Genomic DNA, 15849 nt, shown 5'->3' with positions numbered 1-15849 from the left:
CGCGCCCTCTCTGCCCGCGCGCCCCACTCCGACGACATTCACCGAGGCTTCTTCGTGGCGAACATCAAGTCCCAGATCAAGCGCAACCGGCAGAACGAGAAGGCCCGGCTGCGTAACAAGGCTGTCAAGTCTTCCCTGAAGACGGCCGTCCGTAAGTTCCGCGAGGCCGCCGACCAGGGCAACGTCGACGAGGCCGTCGTGCTCATGCGCTCCGCTTCCCGCCAGCTGGACAAGGCCGCCAGCAAGGGCGTCATCCACAAGAACCAGGCTGCCAACCGCAAGTCGGCGATCGCCCAGCGCGCCGCCGCCCTCGCGGCCGCCAAGTAATCCAGGGTTCTCCGGAACGCCGCGCCCTCCGGGGCGCGGCGTTCTTGTTTTGCCCCTTTGGGCGGTTCGGGTAGGTTCGCGCGATCACATAGCTTGATGTCAACTAACTCAATGCCGAGCTAATCGACGTCGAGGCTTCCGAAGGAGATCCCGTGCCCTCCCCTCGCGCCGCCCTGGTGGCCGTCACCGCACTCGCCCCGGCGGTCTGGGGAACGACCTACGTCGTGACCACCGTGCTGCTCCCTCCGGAACGCCCGCTGTTCACCGCCCTGATGCGCGCGCTCCCCGCCGGGCTGCTCCTGGTGGCCGTGACACGCACGCTGCCCCGCGGCGACTGGTGGTGGCGAGCGGCGGTGCTCGGCGGGCTCAACATCGGCCTGTTCTTCCCGCTGCTGTTCCTGTCCGCCTATCGGCTGCCCGGCGGGGTCGCGGCCGTCCTCGGCTCCATCCAGCCGCTCATCGTCGCCGGGCTCACCCGCGCCGTGCTCCGCGAGACCGTCTCGCTCCACCGTGTCGCCGCCGCGATCGCGGCCACCGTAGGCGTCTCCCTCGTGGTGCTGAGGGCCAACGCCGCCCTCGACGCCACGGGAGTCGCCGCGGGCCTGCTCGGCGCGACGGGCATGGCCGCCGGGGTCGTCCTCACCCGCGCGTGGGGCAAGCCACCCGGCGTCGGCGATCTGGCCCTCACCGGCTGGCAGCTCACCGCGGGCGGCCTCATGATCGCCCCGGTCGCCTTCGCCGTCGAGGGCCCGCCTCCCGCTCTGGACGGCGCCGCCGTCGCCGGCTACGCCTGGCTGGGCCTCGTCGGTACGGCCGCCGCCTACAGTCTGTGGTTTCGCGGGGTCAGCCGTCTGGCGCCCCCACAGGTCTCCCTGCTGGGCACCCTCAGCCCGCTCACCGCCGCCCTGGCCGGTTGGATCGTCGTGAACCAGTCGCTGAGCCCGCTCCAGCTGACCGGTTTCTTCCTGGCGCTGGCCGCGACGGTCGCGGGCCAGCTTCCGGCGTTCCGCCGCCCCCGCGTCTCCCCAACGTCCTCTTGACCTCCGACGCGGGCTAACGACCCGTACGGCTGGCGACGACGATCTGCACCATGTGCTCAAGCGCGTAGGCGGGATCGGCGCCGCCACCCTTGACCTGCTCGTCGGCCGTCGCGGTCGCCTGGAGGGCGCGGGCGATGCCCTCGGGACCCCAGCCGTTCAACTGCCGCTGTACCCGGTCGACCTTCCAGGGAGGCATACCGAGGTGGCTGGCGAGCTGCCCGCCACGCATGTTGCGCGGCGCCCCGCCGACCTTCGCCAGCGAACGCAGGCCTCCGGCGAGCGCGCTCACCAGCAGAACGGGCGCCGTGCCGGTGGCCAGTGCCCAGCGCAACTGTTCAAGGGCGTCACCCAGACGCCCCTCGACGGCGGAGTCCGCGACGGTGAATCCGCTCACCTCGGCCCGTCCCCGGTGGTAGCGGGCGACGGCCGCCTCGTCGATGGTCTTGCCCGGCGTGTCGAAGGCGAGCTGGTTGCAGGCGGCGGCGAGCTCCCGCAGGTCGTTCCCCACCGCGTCGAGCAACGCGACCGCCGCGTCACCACCGATGGTGCGCCCCGCCCGCCTCAGCTCCGTCTTGACGAAGGCGAGCCGTTCCGCCGGTTTGGTGACCTTGGCCACGGTGACCACGTGGGCGCCGGCCTTCTTGACGCCGTCGACCAGTGCCTTGCCCTTGACCCCGCCGGGGTGGACCAGGACCAGCACGGTGTCCTCAGACGGATCCGCGGCGTAGGAGACGATCTCCGCGATCACCTCTTTGACGAGGTCCTGCGCGGAGCGGATCACCACCACCGACCTGTCGCCGAACAGTGACGGCGAGGTCAGCTGGGTCAGCTCCCCCGGCTGGACCTTCCCACCGACCAGGTCGTGGACCTCGGCCCCCCCGTCGGACGCCCGCGCCGCGGCGACCACCTCGCCGACCGCGCGGTCCGCGAGGAGTTCCTCGTCTCCGACTACCAGGGTCACCGGTGCTGGGTTGGTCGCCGCCATGTCCAGCAGCATGCCACGTGCGGCCGGTCGATTGACGCGCTCCCCGGCATGAGTGCCGGAGTTTCCGCCTGTGCCACGTGTGCGGCGCCTCCTCGACCCCCGCTCGGGCGACCCGCGCCGCCGGAGACGAACAAACCCGAGTATCGATCGACAAGCGATTCGCAACCGATCCGCAGGCGGCGTGCGGCACACTCCAGGTGAACAGAGGAGAGATTCCGAATGAATTCCACCGTCAGCCGTCACACCTGCCCGCACTGCGGCACGGCCCTCGACGAGGGGCCGATCATGTATCGCTGCTCCCCCTGCGGCCGTTCCCTCTACGCCGCCGACATCGACACCGAGTTCCACCGCCCCCTTGAGACCGCGGTCCCGGTCTGACCCGGAGACCCGGCGGCCTCAACGGTAGGCGGACAGGCCGTCCGCCAGTTCCTCCTCGTCCTCGTCCTGGAAGGCGGACAGGGCCTGCTGCAGGGCGAAGGTCCGGCCGATCACGGTGACACGGGCGGCCGTGTCACCGGACCAGCCGCCGAGGGCGAGCACCCTCCTCAGGAAGGCCCCGCCGTGACCGGCGCCGATCGCCGCCAGGTCCTCGGCCTGGTCGCCGATCGTGACCTCGTCCCAGTCGACCACCCCGCCGAGCCGGGGCCGTCCATCGACGATCTCCCACAGAACGTTCTCCGCGCCGAGGTCGCCGTGCACCAGCGCGTCGGTGAGATGCGGAAGGTCGTCGAGGGCCGCGAGCTCCCGGTCGGCCCGCCGCCGCCCGTCCTGCGACATGAGCCCGAACAGCTCACTCCTGACATCCCGCGCGAAGCACCGCCAGCGGTCCCGGGGAGCCGTCAGGACGGCCCGCGCCCTCTCGTCCGAACCCGCCCCGGCCAGTGAGGCCAGCAGCGTGACGTACCGCGCCGCCACGGCCTCGGCCACGGCGGGATCTTCGAGCGTGTCCACCTCGAGCGGAGCCCCGGGAACACGGCTGAGAACGAGAAAAGGCCGTCCGTCCACGTCTCCGGCGCCGTGTCGCAGGAACGCGTCCCCGGGGGCCGATCGCCCGTCCGCGTCCCGGGTGCCGTGTTCGAGCAGGGGTGAGGGCGTGGCGAACCCGAGGTCGAGTTCCGCGAGCAGCCGCAGCACCTCCGCGCGCCGGGGCAGCCGGGAGGCCGCCGCCCTGGTGCGCGGCAGGCACACGACCCGGTCCGCGCCGACGATCACCCGGTGGAACTGCCCTTCGTGGACGACAAGGTCCTCAGGCGCGTCCGGCAGCGGCCAGGCCGGAAGACCGTCGTTCGTCGCCGTCATGGGAATCGGGCCACGTAGCGGCGCTGCCAGGGCGTCTCGACGGCTCCTGCGGCGTAGTGCTCACGAACGTAGGCGACCGCCTCCGTGGCCGGAACCCCGTCCAGCACCGCGACACAGGCCAGAGCCGTGCCCGTACGGCCACGCCCACCGCCGCAGGCGACCTCGACCCGCTCACTCCCGGCACGCTCCCAGACCTCACGCAGCGCCTCGACGGCCTCCGTCCGGTCGGACGGCAGCCAGAAGTCCGGCCAGCGGAGCCAGCGGTGCTCCCAGCTGACGGCGGGGGGCCGTCGTCCCAGGAGGTAGAGCGCGAAGACGGGTTTCTCCCCCTCGGGAAGCGGGTGCCGAAGCCCCCGGCCTCGGACGAGCCGCCCCGAGGGCAGTCTCATCACCCCCGGTGCCGTGGCGTCCCATGTGGTGATCATGCTGCAGAGCCTAACGCTCCGCCGGGCACGGCGATCGGCGTCCAGAGACCCCAGGAGCGCTCAAGCCACCCAAAGCACCTGGACCACCCGAACGTGTCCGAGTCACCCGACGACATCCAGGCCGTCCGAGGGCGCCGCGATCTCCGGGAACGTCCGGGAGCACCGGGACTCCTCGAAGACGTTGACGTCCGCCCGAAGGCGCCGGCTCCTCCGGGAGTGTCCGGGCCGAAGGTCGCCTAGAGTCGTCACCTCTCTCTGACGACGGCCAGCCCCGCCTCCCGTGCGACCACGGTCAGCGTGCCCGACAGGTCCGTCCGATAGACCCGCATGCCGAGCGCCAGCAGCCCCGTGACGGTGGAGGGCGCCGGGTGACCGTAGTCGTTGCCCGCGCCCACGCTGATCAGCGCCGCGCGGGCACCGGTGGCCGCGAGAAAGCCTGGGTCGTATCTCGCCGAACCGTGGTGGGGGACCTTGAGGATGTCAGCCCGCGGCAGGCCTCTCCTGAGCAGCTCGGCCTGCGCCTCGGTCTCGACGTCCCCGCTGAGCAACGCCGTACCGGCCGCCCAGCGCACGTGCAGCACGACACTGGCGTTGTTTATGGTCGTGCCCTCCCCTCCCCCCGGCGGGGACGTCCCGTCCCCCGGTGCGAGGACCGTGAGCTCGGAGGGGCCGAAGCGCCACCGCGTCCCCGGCTGCGCCGTCCACTCGGCGACTCCCCTGCGGGTCAGGTCCGCGCTCAGCCGGACGCTCTCGCGCTCGGCCACATCGCGCGGGGTGACCACGACCGCCCCGACCGGCCGGCCGCGGAAGACCCCGTCCAGGCCGCCGACGTGGTCGAGGTGCGGATGGGTGAGGACGACGAGCGGGACCTGCCTGACTCCCATGGATCTCAGGCAGCGGTCCATCCGCACGGGGTCCGGCCCCGTGTCGACCACCACGGCGCGACCGGGACCCGCGGCGACCAGCAGGGCGTCACCCTGCCCCACATCGCACGCGACCAGCAGCCAGTCTCCGGAGGAACGACGGGGCACGACCGATCCGGCCACGACGACGGCGAGGAGCACCCCGACGGCCACTGCGGCGACCACCCGGCGTGACCACCGGTGCCGCAGCGCCAGCACGGCGAGCGGCGCGGCCACCAGCAGCGCGGCCAGTCCGGCGAGGCCACCGGGCCATGGGAACACCGCCAGGGGAAGGTCCGCCGCGCGTTCCGCCACGCCGACGATCCACCCGGTGGCCAGACCCGCGGGACGGGCCAGCAACCGCGCGGCGCCCATGTGCAGCGGCGCGGTCAGCGAGGCGGCGAACCCGAGCAGCGTCGCGGGTGCCACGGCGGGCCCCGCGAGCAGGTTCGCGGGGACGGCCACCGGGGCGATCTGCCCTGACATCAGGACCAGCACCGGGGTGACCGCCGCCTGGGCGGCCGCGGGCACGGCGACCGCCTCCGCGGCCCAGCGGGGCAACCGCCCGGCGAGCCGGTCCCGCCAGCGCGGCGCGAACACCAGGATGCCGCCGGTCGCGAAGACCGACAGGGCGAAGCCGTAGGAGCGCGCGAGACCGGGATCGAAGAGGATCAGCCCGAGAACGGTCACCGACAGGGCCGCGAAGCCGTCGCGTGCGCGGCCCGTGCCGAGCGCCAGGGCGGTGACTCCGCCCATGAGCAGCGCACGGAGCACACTGGGCGAAGGCCTGGCGACGACGGCGAAGAAGACCATGGCGAGAACGGCGAGCGCCGCCCTGAGCGGCAGACGCAGGCCCATGATCCTGGCCAGCGCGACGGCCGCCCCGGCCACGACTGCGAGGTTGGCCCCGGACACAGCCGTCAGATGACTGAGACCGGCCTGTTTGAAGTCGGCTTTCACCTGTTCGTCCATCTGGGACATGTCACCGACGACCAGTGCGGGCAGCAGGCCGCGCTGGCTCTGAGGGAGCACCGCGGAGGCCTCACGCAACCCCGCACGGAGCGCTCCGGCGACGCTCTGGACCCACGACGGCCCGCTCAGCACCCGGGGTGGCCCGCGCACCAGCACCACCGCGGCGAGCAGTTCTCCGGGCTCCGCAGGACCGAACCGCCCTCGTACGGCTACGCGCTGGCTGGGCAACAGGGAACGCCACTCCTCTCCCGTGGCCAGCAAGATCACTGAGGCTCGTGACCTCACCCCGCCTCCCGGTTCTCCCGCCGCGCCGGACGTCTCCCTGACCACCTCGACACGTACGGGCACCACGAAGCCGCTCCTGCGGAAGAGGCCGCCGCGCTGGACACGTTCCCGGGGGTCGTCCGTCACCACCGCCTCGAACGTCGCCGAGGCCCGCCGCCGGGCCAGCTCGGACACCGGCCCCGTATCGGCCGCGTACACGTGGAAGGCGACCACACCGGCTGTGGCCGCCACGCACACCAGCACGGCGAGAGCCACCCCACGCCAGGCCGTACGTCCCCGGGTGCGGGCCGCCACCGCCGTCAGGAGTGCGCCACCGAGGGCGGTCAGGGCCGCGCAGGCCCCGATGGACGCGGGGCAGCCCACGAGCACGAGAGCGGCCATCCAGGAGGTGAGGGCGGGCAGGACCAGATGCAGGGTGTGCGCCCGAGCGGGTGTGTCCTGGCCTTCGTCCTGGCCAGGGCGCGCGGCCTGCCCGGTCAACCAGGTCATACGTGGACCCTGTCCTTCAGGTCGGCGTACTTCCGGTCGCCGATGCCGCTGATCTCGCGTAGCTGCTCGACCCCCCGGAAGCCCCCGTGGCCGTCGCGGTACTCGACGATGCGCTGGGCCAGCACCTCACCGACCCCGGGTAGCTGTTCCAGTTGCTGCGGGGTCGCGGAGTTGAGGTCGAGGACGACGGCCGACGGGTCGGCGGGGGCGGGCGCGATCGCGCCGACGACCCCCGGCGCCCTGGGCGCCCCGACGACGATCTGCTCTCCGTCGACCAGCCTGCGAGCGAGGTTGAGGGAGCCCGAGGAAACGCCTCCGCGCACACCTCCCACAGCCCGGAGCGCGTCGGTGACGCGGGAACCGCCGGGCAGGGTGACCACTCCGGGGTGACGGACCTTGCCGGCGACGTGGACGGTGACCTCGGGAGCCCCGGGGACCCCCGGAGGGCCGGTCCCGCCCCGGACCGTCGCCGTGAGCGGCGCGGAGGACGGACGGGACACCGTTCCCTGAAAGGGCGGAGGCGGACCGGAGATCGGGGTGGGCGGCGCGAGGGGCTCAGACTCCGGCCGGGACAGCCACAGGTGGACTCCCGCGACCGCGGCGGCGACGATCGCGACGAGCACGAGGGCGCGCAGCCCGGAACGGCTGAGCCCGAGCACCGGCCCCTGGGCTGCGACGGCCGTACGGAGGGCCTCGAAGGAGGGCGGGAACGGCGACGCCGGGGCCGATCGCAACCAGCTCGCGGGACCGCCTCCGCCCCTGGGACCGCCGCCCGGAGCGACTTCGCCGTCTCCGCCCGCGGAAGGCGGGTCGTCCCCGAAGGCCGCCCCGGCGTATGACGGCCCCGTCCCGCCTCCGGCTTCGGAGAACAGGGCCTCACGACCCCCGGGCCGCTCAGGACGCGAGGGGAAAGGGGCCGGTTCGCGAAGGCCAGAAGCCGTCAGAAGCCGTAGCCGGGCCTCGGCCGTGAACCGCTCGGTGGCCTGATCCGTTGTCCGCACGCCCAGGACGGTACGGCGGCATCGTGGCCTCTCCGGTCACCGAACGCGGTTCTGGGGAAAACTCCACGCCTCACGAACCGCCTGTGGAAAACCCGTGGGTCACGCGACGCCGCCTCCCGTGGAGTCCACGAGACGGAAACATGCGGGGAGCGCCACCGAGCGTAGGAGGAGGTCTCGGGCGGCCCCGGGTCACCCGGCAGGTGCCGGGGACCGGGGAAGACCTATTGGACGGGGGTGCCGCCGCGCCAGACCCGGCGCGGCTTGAGGCCGAACGCCCAGGCGAAGGCGCCCTCGTGGTCGGCGTCCCACTGGACGATGTCGGCCAGCCTGCCGGGGGCGAGGACGCCGCGGTCGGGGACGCCGAGCACGGTCGCGCCACCGAGCGTCGCCGCGCGCAGCGCGTCGTTGACGCTCATCCCGAAGGCCGCCACCGCGAGACTGATGACCAGGGCCATCGAGGTGATCCCGCAGTGTCCGGGGTTGTGGTCGCTGCCGAGCGCGACGGTGACGCCCTGGGCGAGCATGCGCCTGACCGGCGGCAGGCTGCCGCGCTGGAGCGCGGTCCCCGGGCAGACCACGGCGGGGACGCCGTAGCGGGACAGGATCGAGAGATGTCCTCGTCGGAGGTGTGGTGCAGCAGGTCGGCCGAGGCGCAGCCGAGTTCGGCGGCGAGCTGGACCGCGCCGCGACGGCTGTAGGCTCCGGCGTGCACGCGCGGCAGCAGACCGACGTTGCGGCCGGACGCCAGGACCCAGCGGGCCTCGTCGGTGGTGAAGTGCCCCTCGTCGCAGTAGACGTCGACGCTGTCGGCACCGGCCGCCGCCGCGTCGGCGCACCAGGCGCCCACCGCTTCGACGTAGTCGCGCTGACGGCCGAAGTACTCCGGTGGGACGACGTGCGCGGCGAGGAAGGTGACGTGCACGCGCGGCATCATCGGTTCCTTCTCAAGCTCACGCAGCAGCCGCACGTCGGCGAGCTCTCCGTCGCGGGTGAGGTGGTAACCGGTCTTGGCCTCGACGGTCGTGGTGCCGGCGAGCAGCCACTCGCGCAGGCGTTCGCGGACGCCGTTGCACAGGGTCCAGGGGTCGGTGCCGCGGGTCACCGTGACGGTCGAGCCGATGCCGCCGCCGGCCGCGGTGATCGCCGAGGAACTGGAGCCGCCGGAGCGCATGGCCATCTCGGCGTAGCGGTTGCCCGCGTACACCGGGTGGGTGTGGGCGTCGATCAAGCCGGGAGTGACCAGCGCACCGCCAAGGTTCTCGACGTGGTCGACGTCGACGATGTCGTCGACCACCCCGGGAACGCTCTGTGGCAGGTCCGCGGCTCGCCCGACCCAGGCGATCCGGTCGTTGTGCACCAGGATCGCGGCATTGCTGCACACATCGTTACCGGTCCAGAGCCGGCCGATGTTGGTCAGAAGGCGGACCGTCATCGCATCACAGCCTTGCACGCAGGGAAGGACATCGGGAGGGACGCCGTTTCCGGAGACGGCAAACCGGCCTGGCGGACGCGGAGCGTCATGCCTGCTGGATTCGCTGTGAGTCCGGACGACATCGGGGGTCTCCTGCTCTCATCCGCATATCGTTGTGCGGCGACAGTATCGCCGAGATCATGATCAGGCGATTTCAGTTCAGTTACGTTATTTCACAAGTGAGCTCGCTGTACAGGCTAATTGGGAAGAACCACCGCTTCACCGTGGCCACACCCGAACCACCGGCTGCACGGCCCCGTGTGACCTGAACGCATCCGCGCAGCTCAAGCCACTTCTCATCCATCCGTAACAGCGGTCACCGAGGCAACTTGCACCCCAGCTCCCCGCTGGATTTGCCTTATGGTAGCAATCCAAACCTTGCCCGACCACTGTCGCTTTTGGGGCTTTTGTACGGTTTTCAGAGACCAATAGTGCAGCCCACAAAGCCCCATCAAGGCAAGCTTTTCCATTGAAATAGGACAAGCCATCTACCTAGGCTGTTGGAACCAAGTCTCCATATCATGCCTCTCGAGCGCCCGCCAGTCACGCACCGGCGCGAAGCCTCTCACCGGAGCCCGCCGGACCGGCGAACCCCGGCGGATCATGCTCACCGGGGAACCGCCGGGAGACCTCCGCCCTGGCTCCCAAAACGGACACGCCATGTAGCCTTTCGTGCGAGCTGTCTGTAAGCCGTACGCATGGGAGTCATCTTGTCCGTCTCCGCAGACGCCGGTCGGCGTCGCATAGAACAGCTGCTGCAGGACAACGAGGAGGACGTTCTCCGGCGCTGGCAGGAAATAGCGGGTTCCTCCTCGGCAGGCAACGTGGATCGTGCCGCCCTGAGGGGACAGTTGCACGAGTTGCTCCAGGCGCTACGGCAGTCACTCGACGAGGAAGGCGGCGCGGCAGGCGGCTCCAGCGACCTGCACGGCCTGCTCGCCGAGCTGTCCCGCAGCCGCGCCCGCCAGGGCTTCACGCCCTCGGAGACCGCCGTCGTGGTGTTCGGCCTGAAGGAGGCGGTCTACGAGAGCGTGGAGACCGACGGCTCCCCCGAGGCCCTGCGGGGGTTCATCTGGTTCTCCCGGCTCATCGACGACCTGGGGCTGTTCACCATAGAGAACTACGCCGCCGCCAGGGAGAAGGTGATCGTCGACCAGGCGGAGCAGCTCCTCGAACTGTCCACCCCGGTGGTCAAGCTCTGGGAGGGCATCGTCGCGGTGCCGCTGGTCGGCACGCTCGACTCGGCCAGGACCCAGGTGGTGATGGAGAAGCTGCTGCAGACGCTGGTCGACACCGGCTCCGAACACGCCGTCATCGACATCACCGGCGTGCCCGCGGTGGACACCCAGGTCGCCCAGCACCTCCTCAAGACCGTGGTCGCGGCGCGATTGATGGGCGCGGAATGTGTGATCTCCGGCATCCGCCCGCAGATCGCCCACACCATCGTCACCCTGGGCATCGAGTTCGGTGACATCGTGACCAAGGCCTCCCTCGCCGACGCCCTGGCGCACGCGCTGCGGCGCAGTGGCGTGGAGTTCGCCAGCAGGAAGACCCGCGTCGCCGTGCGGACCGAGGAGGGCTGATGGACCGCGTCCCCATCCTCAAGCTCGGAGACATCCTGATCGTCTCCATCCAGATCGACCTGCAGGACCAGGGCGTCCTGGCCCTCCAGGAGGACCTGGCCGACAAGGTCGTCGCGACGGGGGCCCGAGGAGTGATCATCGACATCACCGCCGTCGAGATCGTCGACTCGTTCATCGGGCGCATGCTGGCGACCATCGCGGCGATCTCCCGCATGCTCGACGCCGAGACGGTGGTCGTCGGGATGCGCCCCGCGGTGGCGATCACCCTCGTGGAGCTCGGGCTCTCCCTCGGTGGTGTGCGCACCGCGCTGAACCTTGAGAAGGGTGTCGCGCTGCTGAACCACCTCGAGGGCGCCCAGATCGCCACGGCCGCCCGGTGACCACCCCCGCAGAGCTGCCCGTCAACGGCAACAACGACGTCGTCCTGGTGCGCCAGCACGTCAGGACCGTGGCCGTGGACGTGGGGTTGTCCCTCGTCGACCAGACCAAGGTCGTGACCGCGGCCAGCGAGCTGGCCCGCAACGCGCTGGTCTACGCGGGCGGCGGCCGGGTCCGCGTCGAGGTCGTGCACAACGGTCTACGCAAGGGGCTGCGCCTGACCTTCAGCGACGAGGGGCCCGGCATTCCGGACATCGAGCAGGCCCTCACCGACGGATGGACCACCGGCGGCGGCCTCGGGCTCGGACTCAGCGGCTCCCGCAGGCTGGTCGACGAGTTCGACCTGAAGTCGGCTCCAGGAGAGGGCACGCTCATCACGGTGACGAAGTGGGCGAGGTGATCGTCTCCCAGGACGACGTGTGGGCCAGGGCCGAGGACGCCAGCGCCATCGGTTCCCTGCGCCGTGCCGCGGTCGTGCTCGCCGAGAACCGGGGGTTCGACGAGGAGGACACCGGACGGGTCGCCGTGGCCGTGAGCGAGGCGGCCTCCAACCTGGTCAAGCACGCGGTCGAGGGCACCATGCTGATCCGTCCCCACCCCGAGCTCGGCTCGGCGGTCGAGGTCGTCGCCGTGGACCGGGGGCCGGGGATGCGCGACGTCGCCCGCGCCCTGCGCGACGGCTACTCGACGGCGGGAACCCTCGGCATCGGCATGGGCGGCATCGCGCGGATGGCCACCGGCTACGAGGTTCACTCGGTACCGGGACGGGGCACTGTGCTCGGCATGTACTTCACCGCACGTCAGAGCCCCGAACCCGCCTGCCGGGTCAGCGGCGTGACGCGCCCGATCGGCGAGGAGAGCGTCTGCGGTGACGCGTTCGCGGCCTCGGACTCGGGCACCTCGGTGACCGTGATGCTCTGCGACGGCCTCGGCCACGGCCCCGCCGCCGCCCACGCCTCGCGGGAGGCCGTAAGACTGTTCACGGAACACACCGCCCTGGCACCCGTGGACATCCTGGAACGCCTCCACCGGGGGCTCGGCCAGACCAGGGGCGGGGCCGTCGCCGTCGCCCGCGTCGACCGGGTCACGGGCGCGATCGGCTTCGCGGGCCTGGGCAACGTCTCCGCCTGGATCGCGGGCCACGACGGCAGGCAGGGCATGATCTCGGTGCCGGGGATCGCGGGCCACCAGGCCAGGACCCTGCGCCAGTACGAGTACACCGCGCCGCCGCACAGTGTGGTCGTGCTCCACTCGGACGGCCTGTCCGACCGCTGGGACATCTCCGCCTACCCCGGGCTCGCCGCCCGAGCTCCCTCGGTGGTCGCCGCCACGCTGCTGAGGGACGCGGGCACGCGCAGGGACGACGCCTGCGTGGTGGCCGTGAGGCCCGCCCTGTGAACCCCGGGGACCCGGTGCCCGGCGGCGAGGAGCTGATCAGCATCCCCGTCCGCGACGAGCGGGACGTGTTCGCCATGCGCAGGCTCGGCCGCGACGTCGCCGAGGCCGTGGGCCTCGAGACCCAGGACCAGATCCGCATCGCCACGGCGCTGAGCGAGATCGGCCGCGAGGTGCTGGGCGAGACGACGGAGACGTTCGCCACCTTCCTTCTGGGGCAGGACAGCCTGGTCGTCAGGATCGGCCTGCCCGAGCAGGCCTCCGTCCAGACGGCGGACGGTGTGACGCTGGCGGGGCGTCTCGTCGACGCGATCGAGCTGAGTCCCGCCAGGGGAACGATAAGCATGCTCAAACGGCTTCCTCCGGGCCGGCCGAGGCCGTCGGTCGAGGAGATACGCGCCAGGCTCGCGAAGCTGACCCCCACGACCGCCCTGGACGAACTGCGCCAGCAGAACCACGAGCTGGCCGCGACCCTGGAGGAGGTCATCCAGCTCAACGCCGAGCTGCAGGAGACCAACCAGGGTGTGCTCGCGCTGTACAACCAGCTCTCCGAGGAGCTTGAGGAGACCAACCGCGGCGTCGTCGCGCTCTACGCCGAGCTGGATGAGAAGTCCGCCCAGCTCAGGGAGGCGAGCGCCGCCAAGGACCGGTTCTGGGCCACGGTCAGCCACGAACTGCGCACCCCGCTCAACTCGATCATCGGTCTGGTGCGGCTCCTGATCGGCCCCGGCGGGGAGCCGCTGGCCGACGAGCAACTCCACCAGATCCAGCTCATCGGCTCCTCGGCGGAGACGCTCCTCAACCTGGTGAGCGAGCTGCTCGACATGGCCAAGGCGCAGGCGGGACGGCTGGACCCGCAACCGTCCCAGGTGGACCTGGTCGCCCTGGCCGAACGGCTGCGCATGTCGCTGCGTCCGACCGGCGGCAACCTGGTCCGTCTGACGACGCGGATCGCGCACGACGCGCGGGAGATGCTCGTCGACGAGACGATGCTCACCCGGGTGCTGCGCAACCTGCTGTCCAACGCGCTGAAGTTCACCGAGGAGGGCGAGGTCTCACTCGATGTGAGCTTCGACGCCGCGACCCACGAGGTCGTCCTGCTGGTCACCGACACCGGGATCGGCGTTCCCGAGGAGCATCAGGAGCGTGTCTTCGAGGAGTTCTACCAGGTGCCGGGGCCGATCCAGGTCAGGACGAAGGGCACCGGGCTCGGCCTGCCGTACGCCCGCAGGCTGGCCGAGGCGATGGGCGGCACGCTCAGGCTGTCCAGCGCGGCGGGTGCGGGGACGACGGTCACGCTCAGGCTGCCCAGCCGCGACGACGGAATGCCCTCCGTCGGGCGGGTGCTCGTCGCCGACGACGACGCGGAGTTCCGCGCGACCGTACGGCGGATGCTCTCCGGGGTCGCCGCGCACGTCGACGAGGCCGCGGACGGCCTGGTGGCGTTGGAGACGATGGCGGAGAACCCGCCGGACATCGCCCTGGTCGACCTGCTCATGCCCAGGCTGGACGGCGGGGCCCTGCTGCAGCGGATGGCGCGGGACGAGCGGCTGCGGCGGGTGCCGGTCGTCGTGGTGACCGCGGCGGGCTCGCACCAGTACCCGCAGGAGGCGAGCGCGGTCGTCCCCAAGCAGGGTCTGCGCAGGGACAGCCTGCTCGCGGCCCTGCGCAGCGCCCTGGAGCAGGCGGAGGCACGGTGAACCAGGCGCAGGCGAGGGTGCTCGTCGTCGACGACACCCCGACCAAGCTGTACATCCTGTCGAGCTGGCTGCGGCGCGCGGGACACGAGGTACTGCAGGCGACAGGCGGCGTCGAGGCGCTCGCCAAGGTCAGGGAGCTTCGGCCCGACCTGGTCGTCCTCGACGTACGACTGCCCGACATCAGCGGTCACGAGGTGTGCGAGCAGATCAAGGCCGATCCGGTGACCGCCTCGATCCCGGTCGTCCAGATCTCCGGGGCGGCGATCACCCCGGCCGACCGGGCGCACGGGCTCGAACGGGGGGCGGACGCCTATCTGGCCGAACCGGTCGAGCCCGACGAGTTCGCCGCGACGGTCGAGGCGACGCTGCGCTACTACCGGGCCAGGCAGCGGGCCGAGCGGATCGCCGAACGGCTGGCCGCGCTCACCGAGGTCACCCTCGCGATGAACTCGGCGGACACCTTCGACGAACTCCTCGTCACGGCCGTCGAGGGCACCTCAAGGATCCTCGGCAGGCAGGCGGGCTCGCTGGCGTTGCCGCCCGACGGGCGCGTCCGCAGATACACCGCGCTACCTCCTGGCTGCGCCGTCTCCCGGAACGTGACCGCGACCACCCTGCCCGCGCTGGACGCCATGTCGCTGGGCAACACGGCGGGGACCCGGGTCTTCACCGTCCTGGCGAGCGACTGGCTGAGGCTGATCCCCGACGCGGACCTCAAGGGCGACGTGCGGGGGGTGCTCTGCCGTACGAAGGGGGGCAGACCGCCGGTCTTCCTCGGCGTCGAGGCGACGCCGGAGCTGGGCCAGGACGAGTCGAACGTCCTGCGGCAGCTCGGCCAGGCGCTGGCCCTGGCGCTCGACGCGCTGCGCGCCTACGCCGAGGAGCACGCGATAGCCCTCACCCTGCAGCGCAGCCTGCTGCCCGCCAGGATTCCCGAGGTGCCCGGCCTGGAGATCAGCTGGCGTTACCAGCCCGCGGTGGACAACGTGGAGGTCGGCGGCGACTTCTACGAGGTCCTGCGGCTCGGTGAACGCGTGCTCATCGCGATCGGGGACGTCCAGGGGCACTCCCTGCTGGCCGCGACGGTCATGGCGGAGCTGCGTCACGCGCTGCGGGCCTCGCTCATCGGCACCGTCGACCTGGGCGCGTCCATGGGGCTGCTCAACGACGTGCTGCGGCGCTATCACCCGGGCATGACCGCGACCGTGTGCCTGACGCTGATCGACCCGGCGACCGGGTGCATGGAGGTCGCCAACGCGGGTCACATCCCCCCGTTGCTCATCGGTGACGGCCGGGCCCGCTACGACCGCCTGGGCAATCTTCTGCTCGGCGTGGCCGAGGAGACCTACCGGGTCGACCGGCTGGCCGTTCCCGAGGGCGGGGCGGTGCTGATGTTCACCGACGGTCTGGTCGAGGACCGCGACAAGCTCCTCGACGAGAGCCTGGAGATCGTACGGCAGCTGGCGGACACGGTCGAGGACGACCTCGAACTGTTCTGCGAACGGCTGATCGGGCGGTTCGGCGCCCGGGAGGACGACGTGGCGCTGGTGGTCTTCCGGCGCGGCGCGCGCTGAGAGCATGAAAGAGCCCCGTCCCG

General features: G+C 71.5%; 14 protein-coding genes and 1 pseudogene. 9 read left to right on the top strand and 6 right to left on the bottom strand.

From position 1 onward, the window contains the following. Positions 1–54: 54 nt before the first annotated feature. Both rpsT and ACFYY8_RS21645 read left to right on the top strand, forming a co-directional pair. Positions 55–327, top strand: a complete 273-nt coding sequence (gene rpsT, locus ACFYY8_RS21650) for a 30S ribosomal protein S20 (RefSeq protein WP_390043508.1) — start codon at positions 55–57, stop codon at positions 325–327. A 152-nt stretch (positions 328–479) separates the two neighbouring features. Next, entirely contained in the window at positions 480–1367 is an 888-nt protein-coding gene (locus ACFYY8_RS21645; RefSeq protein ID WP_390043506.1) for an EamA family transporter, read from the top strand. Between the two features lie 13 nt (positions 1368–1380). Here the strand turns inward: ACFYY8_RS21645 and holA are convergent, their stop codons facing one another. Then, complete coding sequence (gene holA, locus ACFYY8_RS21640) at positions 1381–2352, bottom strand: DNA polymerase III subunit delta (RefSeq protein ID WP_390043504.1); 972 nt, start codon at positions 2350–2352, stop codon at positions 1381–1383. 219 nt (positions 2353–2571) lie between these two features. On the opposite strand from holA, the gene ACFYY8_RS21635 reads away from it, so the two are divergent. Further along, on the top strand, positions 2572–2730 hold the full coding sequence (locus ACFYY8_RS21635) for a hypothetical protein (RefSeq protein WP_352008590.1): 159 nt from the start codon (positions 2572–2574) through the stop codon (positions 2728–2730). A gap of 18 nt (positions 2731–2748) precedes the next feature. On the opposite strand, the gene ACFYY8_RS21630 is transcribed toward ACFYY8_RS21635, so the two are convergent. The 5 genes and pseudogenes from ACFYY8_RS21630 to hutI form a co-directional block, all read right to left on the bottom strand. Continuing rightward, positions 2749–3651: a phosphotransferase family protein gene (locus tag ACFYY8_RS21630; RefSeq protein WP_390043502.1), complete on the bottom strand. Its 903-nt coding sequence runs from the start codon at positions 3649–3651 to the stop codon at positions 2749–2751. Further along, entirely contained in the window at positions 3648–4076 is a 429-nt protein-coding gene (locus ACFYY8_RS21625; protein WP_390043500.1) for a protein-tyrosine phosphatase family protein, read from the bottom strand. The genes ACFYY8_RS21630 and ACFYY8_RS21625 overlap by 4 nt, the downstream gene beginning before the upstream one ends. 245 nt (positions 4077–4321) lie before the next feature. After that, positions 4322–6724, bottom strand: a complete 2403-nt coding sequence (locus ACFYY8_RS21620) for a ComEC/Rec2 family competence protein (protein WP_390043498.1) — start codon at positions 6722–6724, stop codon at positions 4322–4324. Continuing rightward, positions 6721–7725 (bottom strand): helix-hairpin-helix domain-containing protein, encoded by a 1005-nt coding sequence (locus tag ACFYY8_RS21615; RefSeq protein WP_390043496.1) that lies wholly within the window; start codon positions 7723–7725, stop codon positions 6721–6723. Before ACFYY8_RS21615 ends, ACFYY8_RS21620 begins: the two co-directional genes overlap by 4 nt. A 221-nt stretch (positions 7726–7946) precedes the next feature. Next, positions 7947–9157: pseudogene (gene hutI / locus ACFYY8_RS21610) on the bottom strand (imidazolonepropionase). A gap of 749 nt (positions 9158–9906) precedes the next feature. Between hutI and ACFYY8_RS21605 the strand changes: the two are divergent. Genes ACFYY8_RS21605 through ACFYY8_RS21580 form a run of 6 tightly spaced genes read left to right on the top strand, consistent with a single transcriptional unit; the run spans position 9907 to position 15826 of the window. Then, positions 9907–10779 (top strand): STAS domain-containing protein, encoded by an 873-nt coding sequence (locus ACFYY8_RS21605; protein WP_390043494.1) that lies wholly within the window; start codon positions 9907–9909, stop codon positions 10777–10779. Beyond that, a complete protein-coding gene (locus ACFYY8_RS21600; RefSeq protein ID WP_352008583.1) occupies positions 10779–11159 on the top strand; it encodes an STAS domain-containing protein in 381 nt (126 codons plus the stop codon). Before ACFYY8_RS21605 ends, ACFYY8_RS21600 begins: the two co-directional genes overlap by 1 nt. After that, entirely contained in the window at positions 11156–11557 is a 402-nt protein-coding gene (locus ACFYY8_RS21595; protein WP_390043492.1) for an anti-sigma regulatory factor, read from the top strand. The genes ACFYY8_RS21600 and ACFYY8_RS21595 overlap by 4 nt, the downstream gene beginning before the upstream one ends. Beyond that, a complete protein-coding gene (locus ACFYY8_RS21590; protein WP_390043491.1) occupies positions 11545–12555 on the top strand; it encodes an ATP-binding protein in 1011 nt (336 codons plus the stop codon). The genes ACFYY8_RS21595 and ACFYY8_RS21590 overlap by 13 nt, the downstream gene beginning before the upstream one ends. Then, on the top strand, positions 12552–14252 hold the full coding sequence (locus ACFYY8_RS21585; protein ID WP_390043490.1) for an ATP-binding protein: 1701 nt from the start codon (positions 12552–12554) through the stop codon (positions 14250–14252). The genes ACFYY8_RS21590 and ACFYY8_RS21585 overlap by 4 nt, the downstream gene beginning before the upstream one ends. Beyond that, positions 14249–15826 carry a SpoIIE family protein phosphatase gene (locus ACFYY8_RS21580; RefSeq protein ID WP_390043488.1) on the top strand — a complete coding sequence of 526 codons (1578 nt, stop codon included), beginning with the start codon at positions 14249–14251 and terminating at the stop codon, positions 15824–15826. Before ACFYY8_RS21585 ends, ACFYY8_RS21580 begins: the two co-directional genes overlap by 4 nt. The last annotated feature ends 23 nt before the right edge of the window (positions 15827–15849 follow it).

It is taken from the genome of Streptosporangium sp. NPDC001559 (genome assembly GCF_042893955.1).
In the GTDB taxonomy this organism is placed as follows: Bacteria; Actinomycetota; Actinomycetes; order Streptosporangiales; family Streptosporangiaceae; genus Streptosporangium.
Note: the sequence above shows the minus strand (reverse complement) of the source record. Positions and strands in the feature narration are given on the sequence as shown.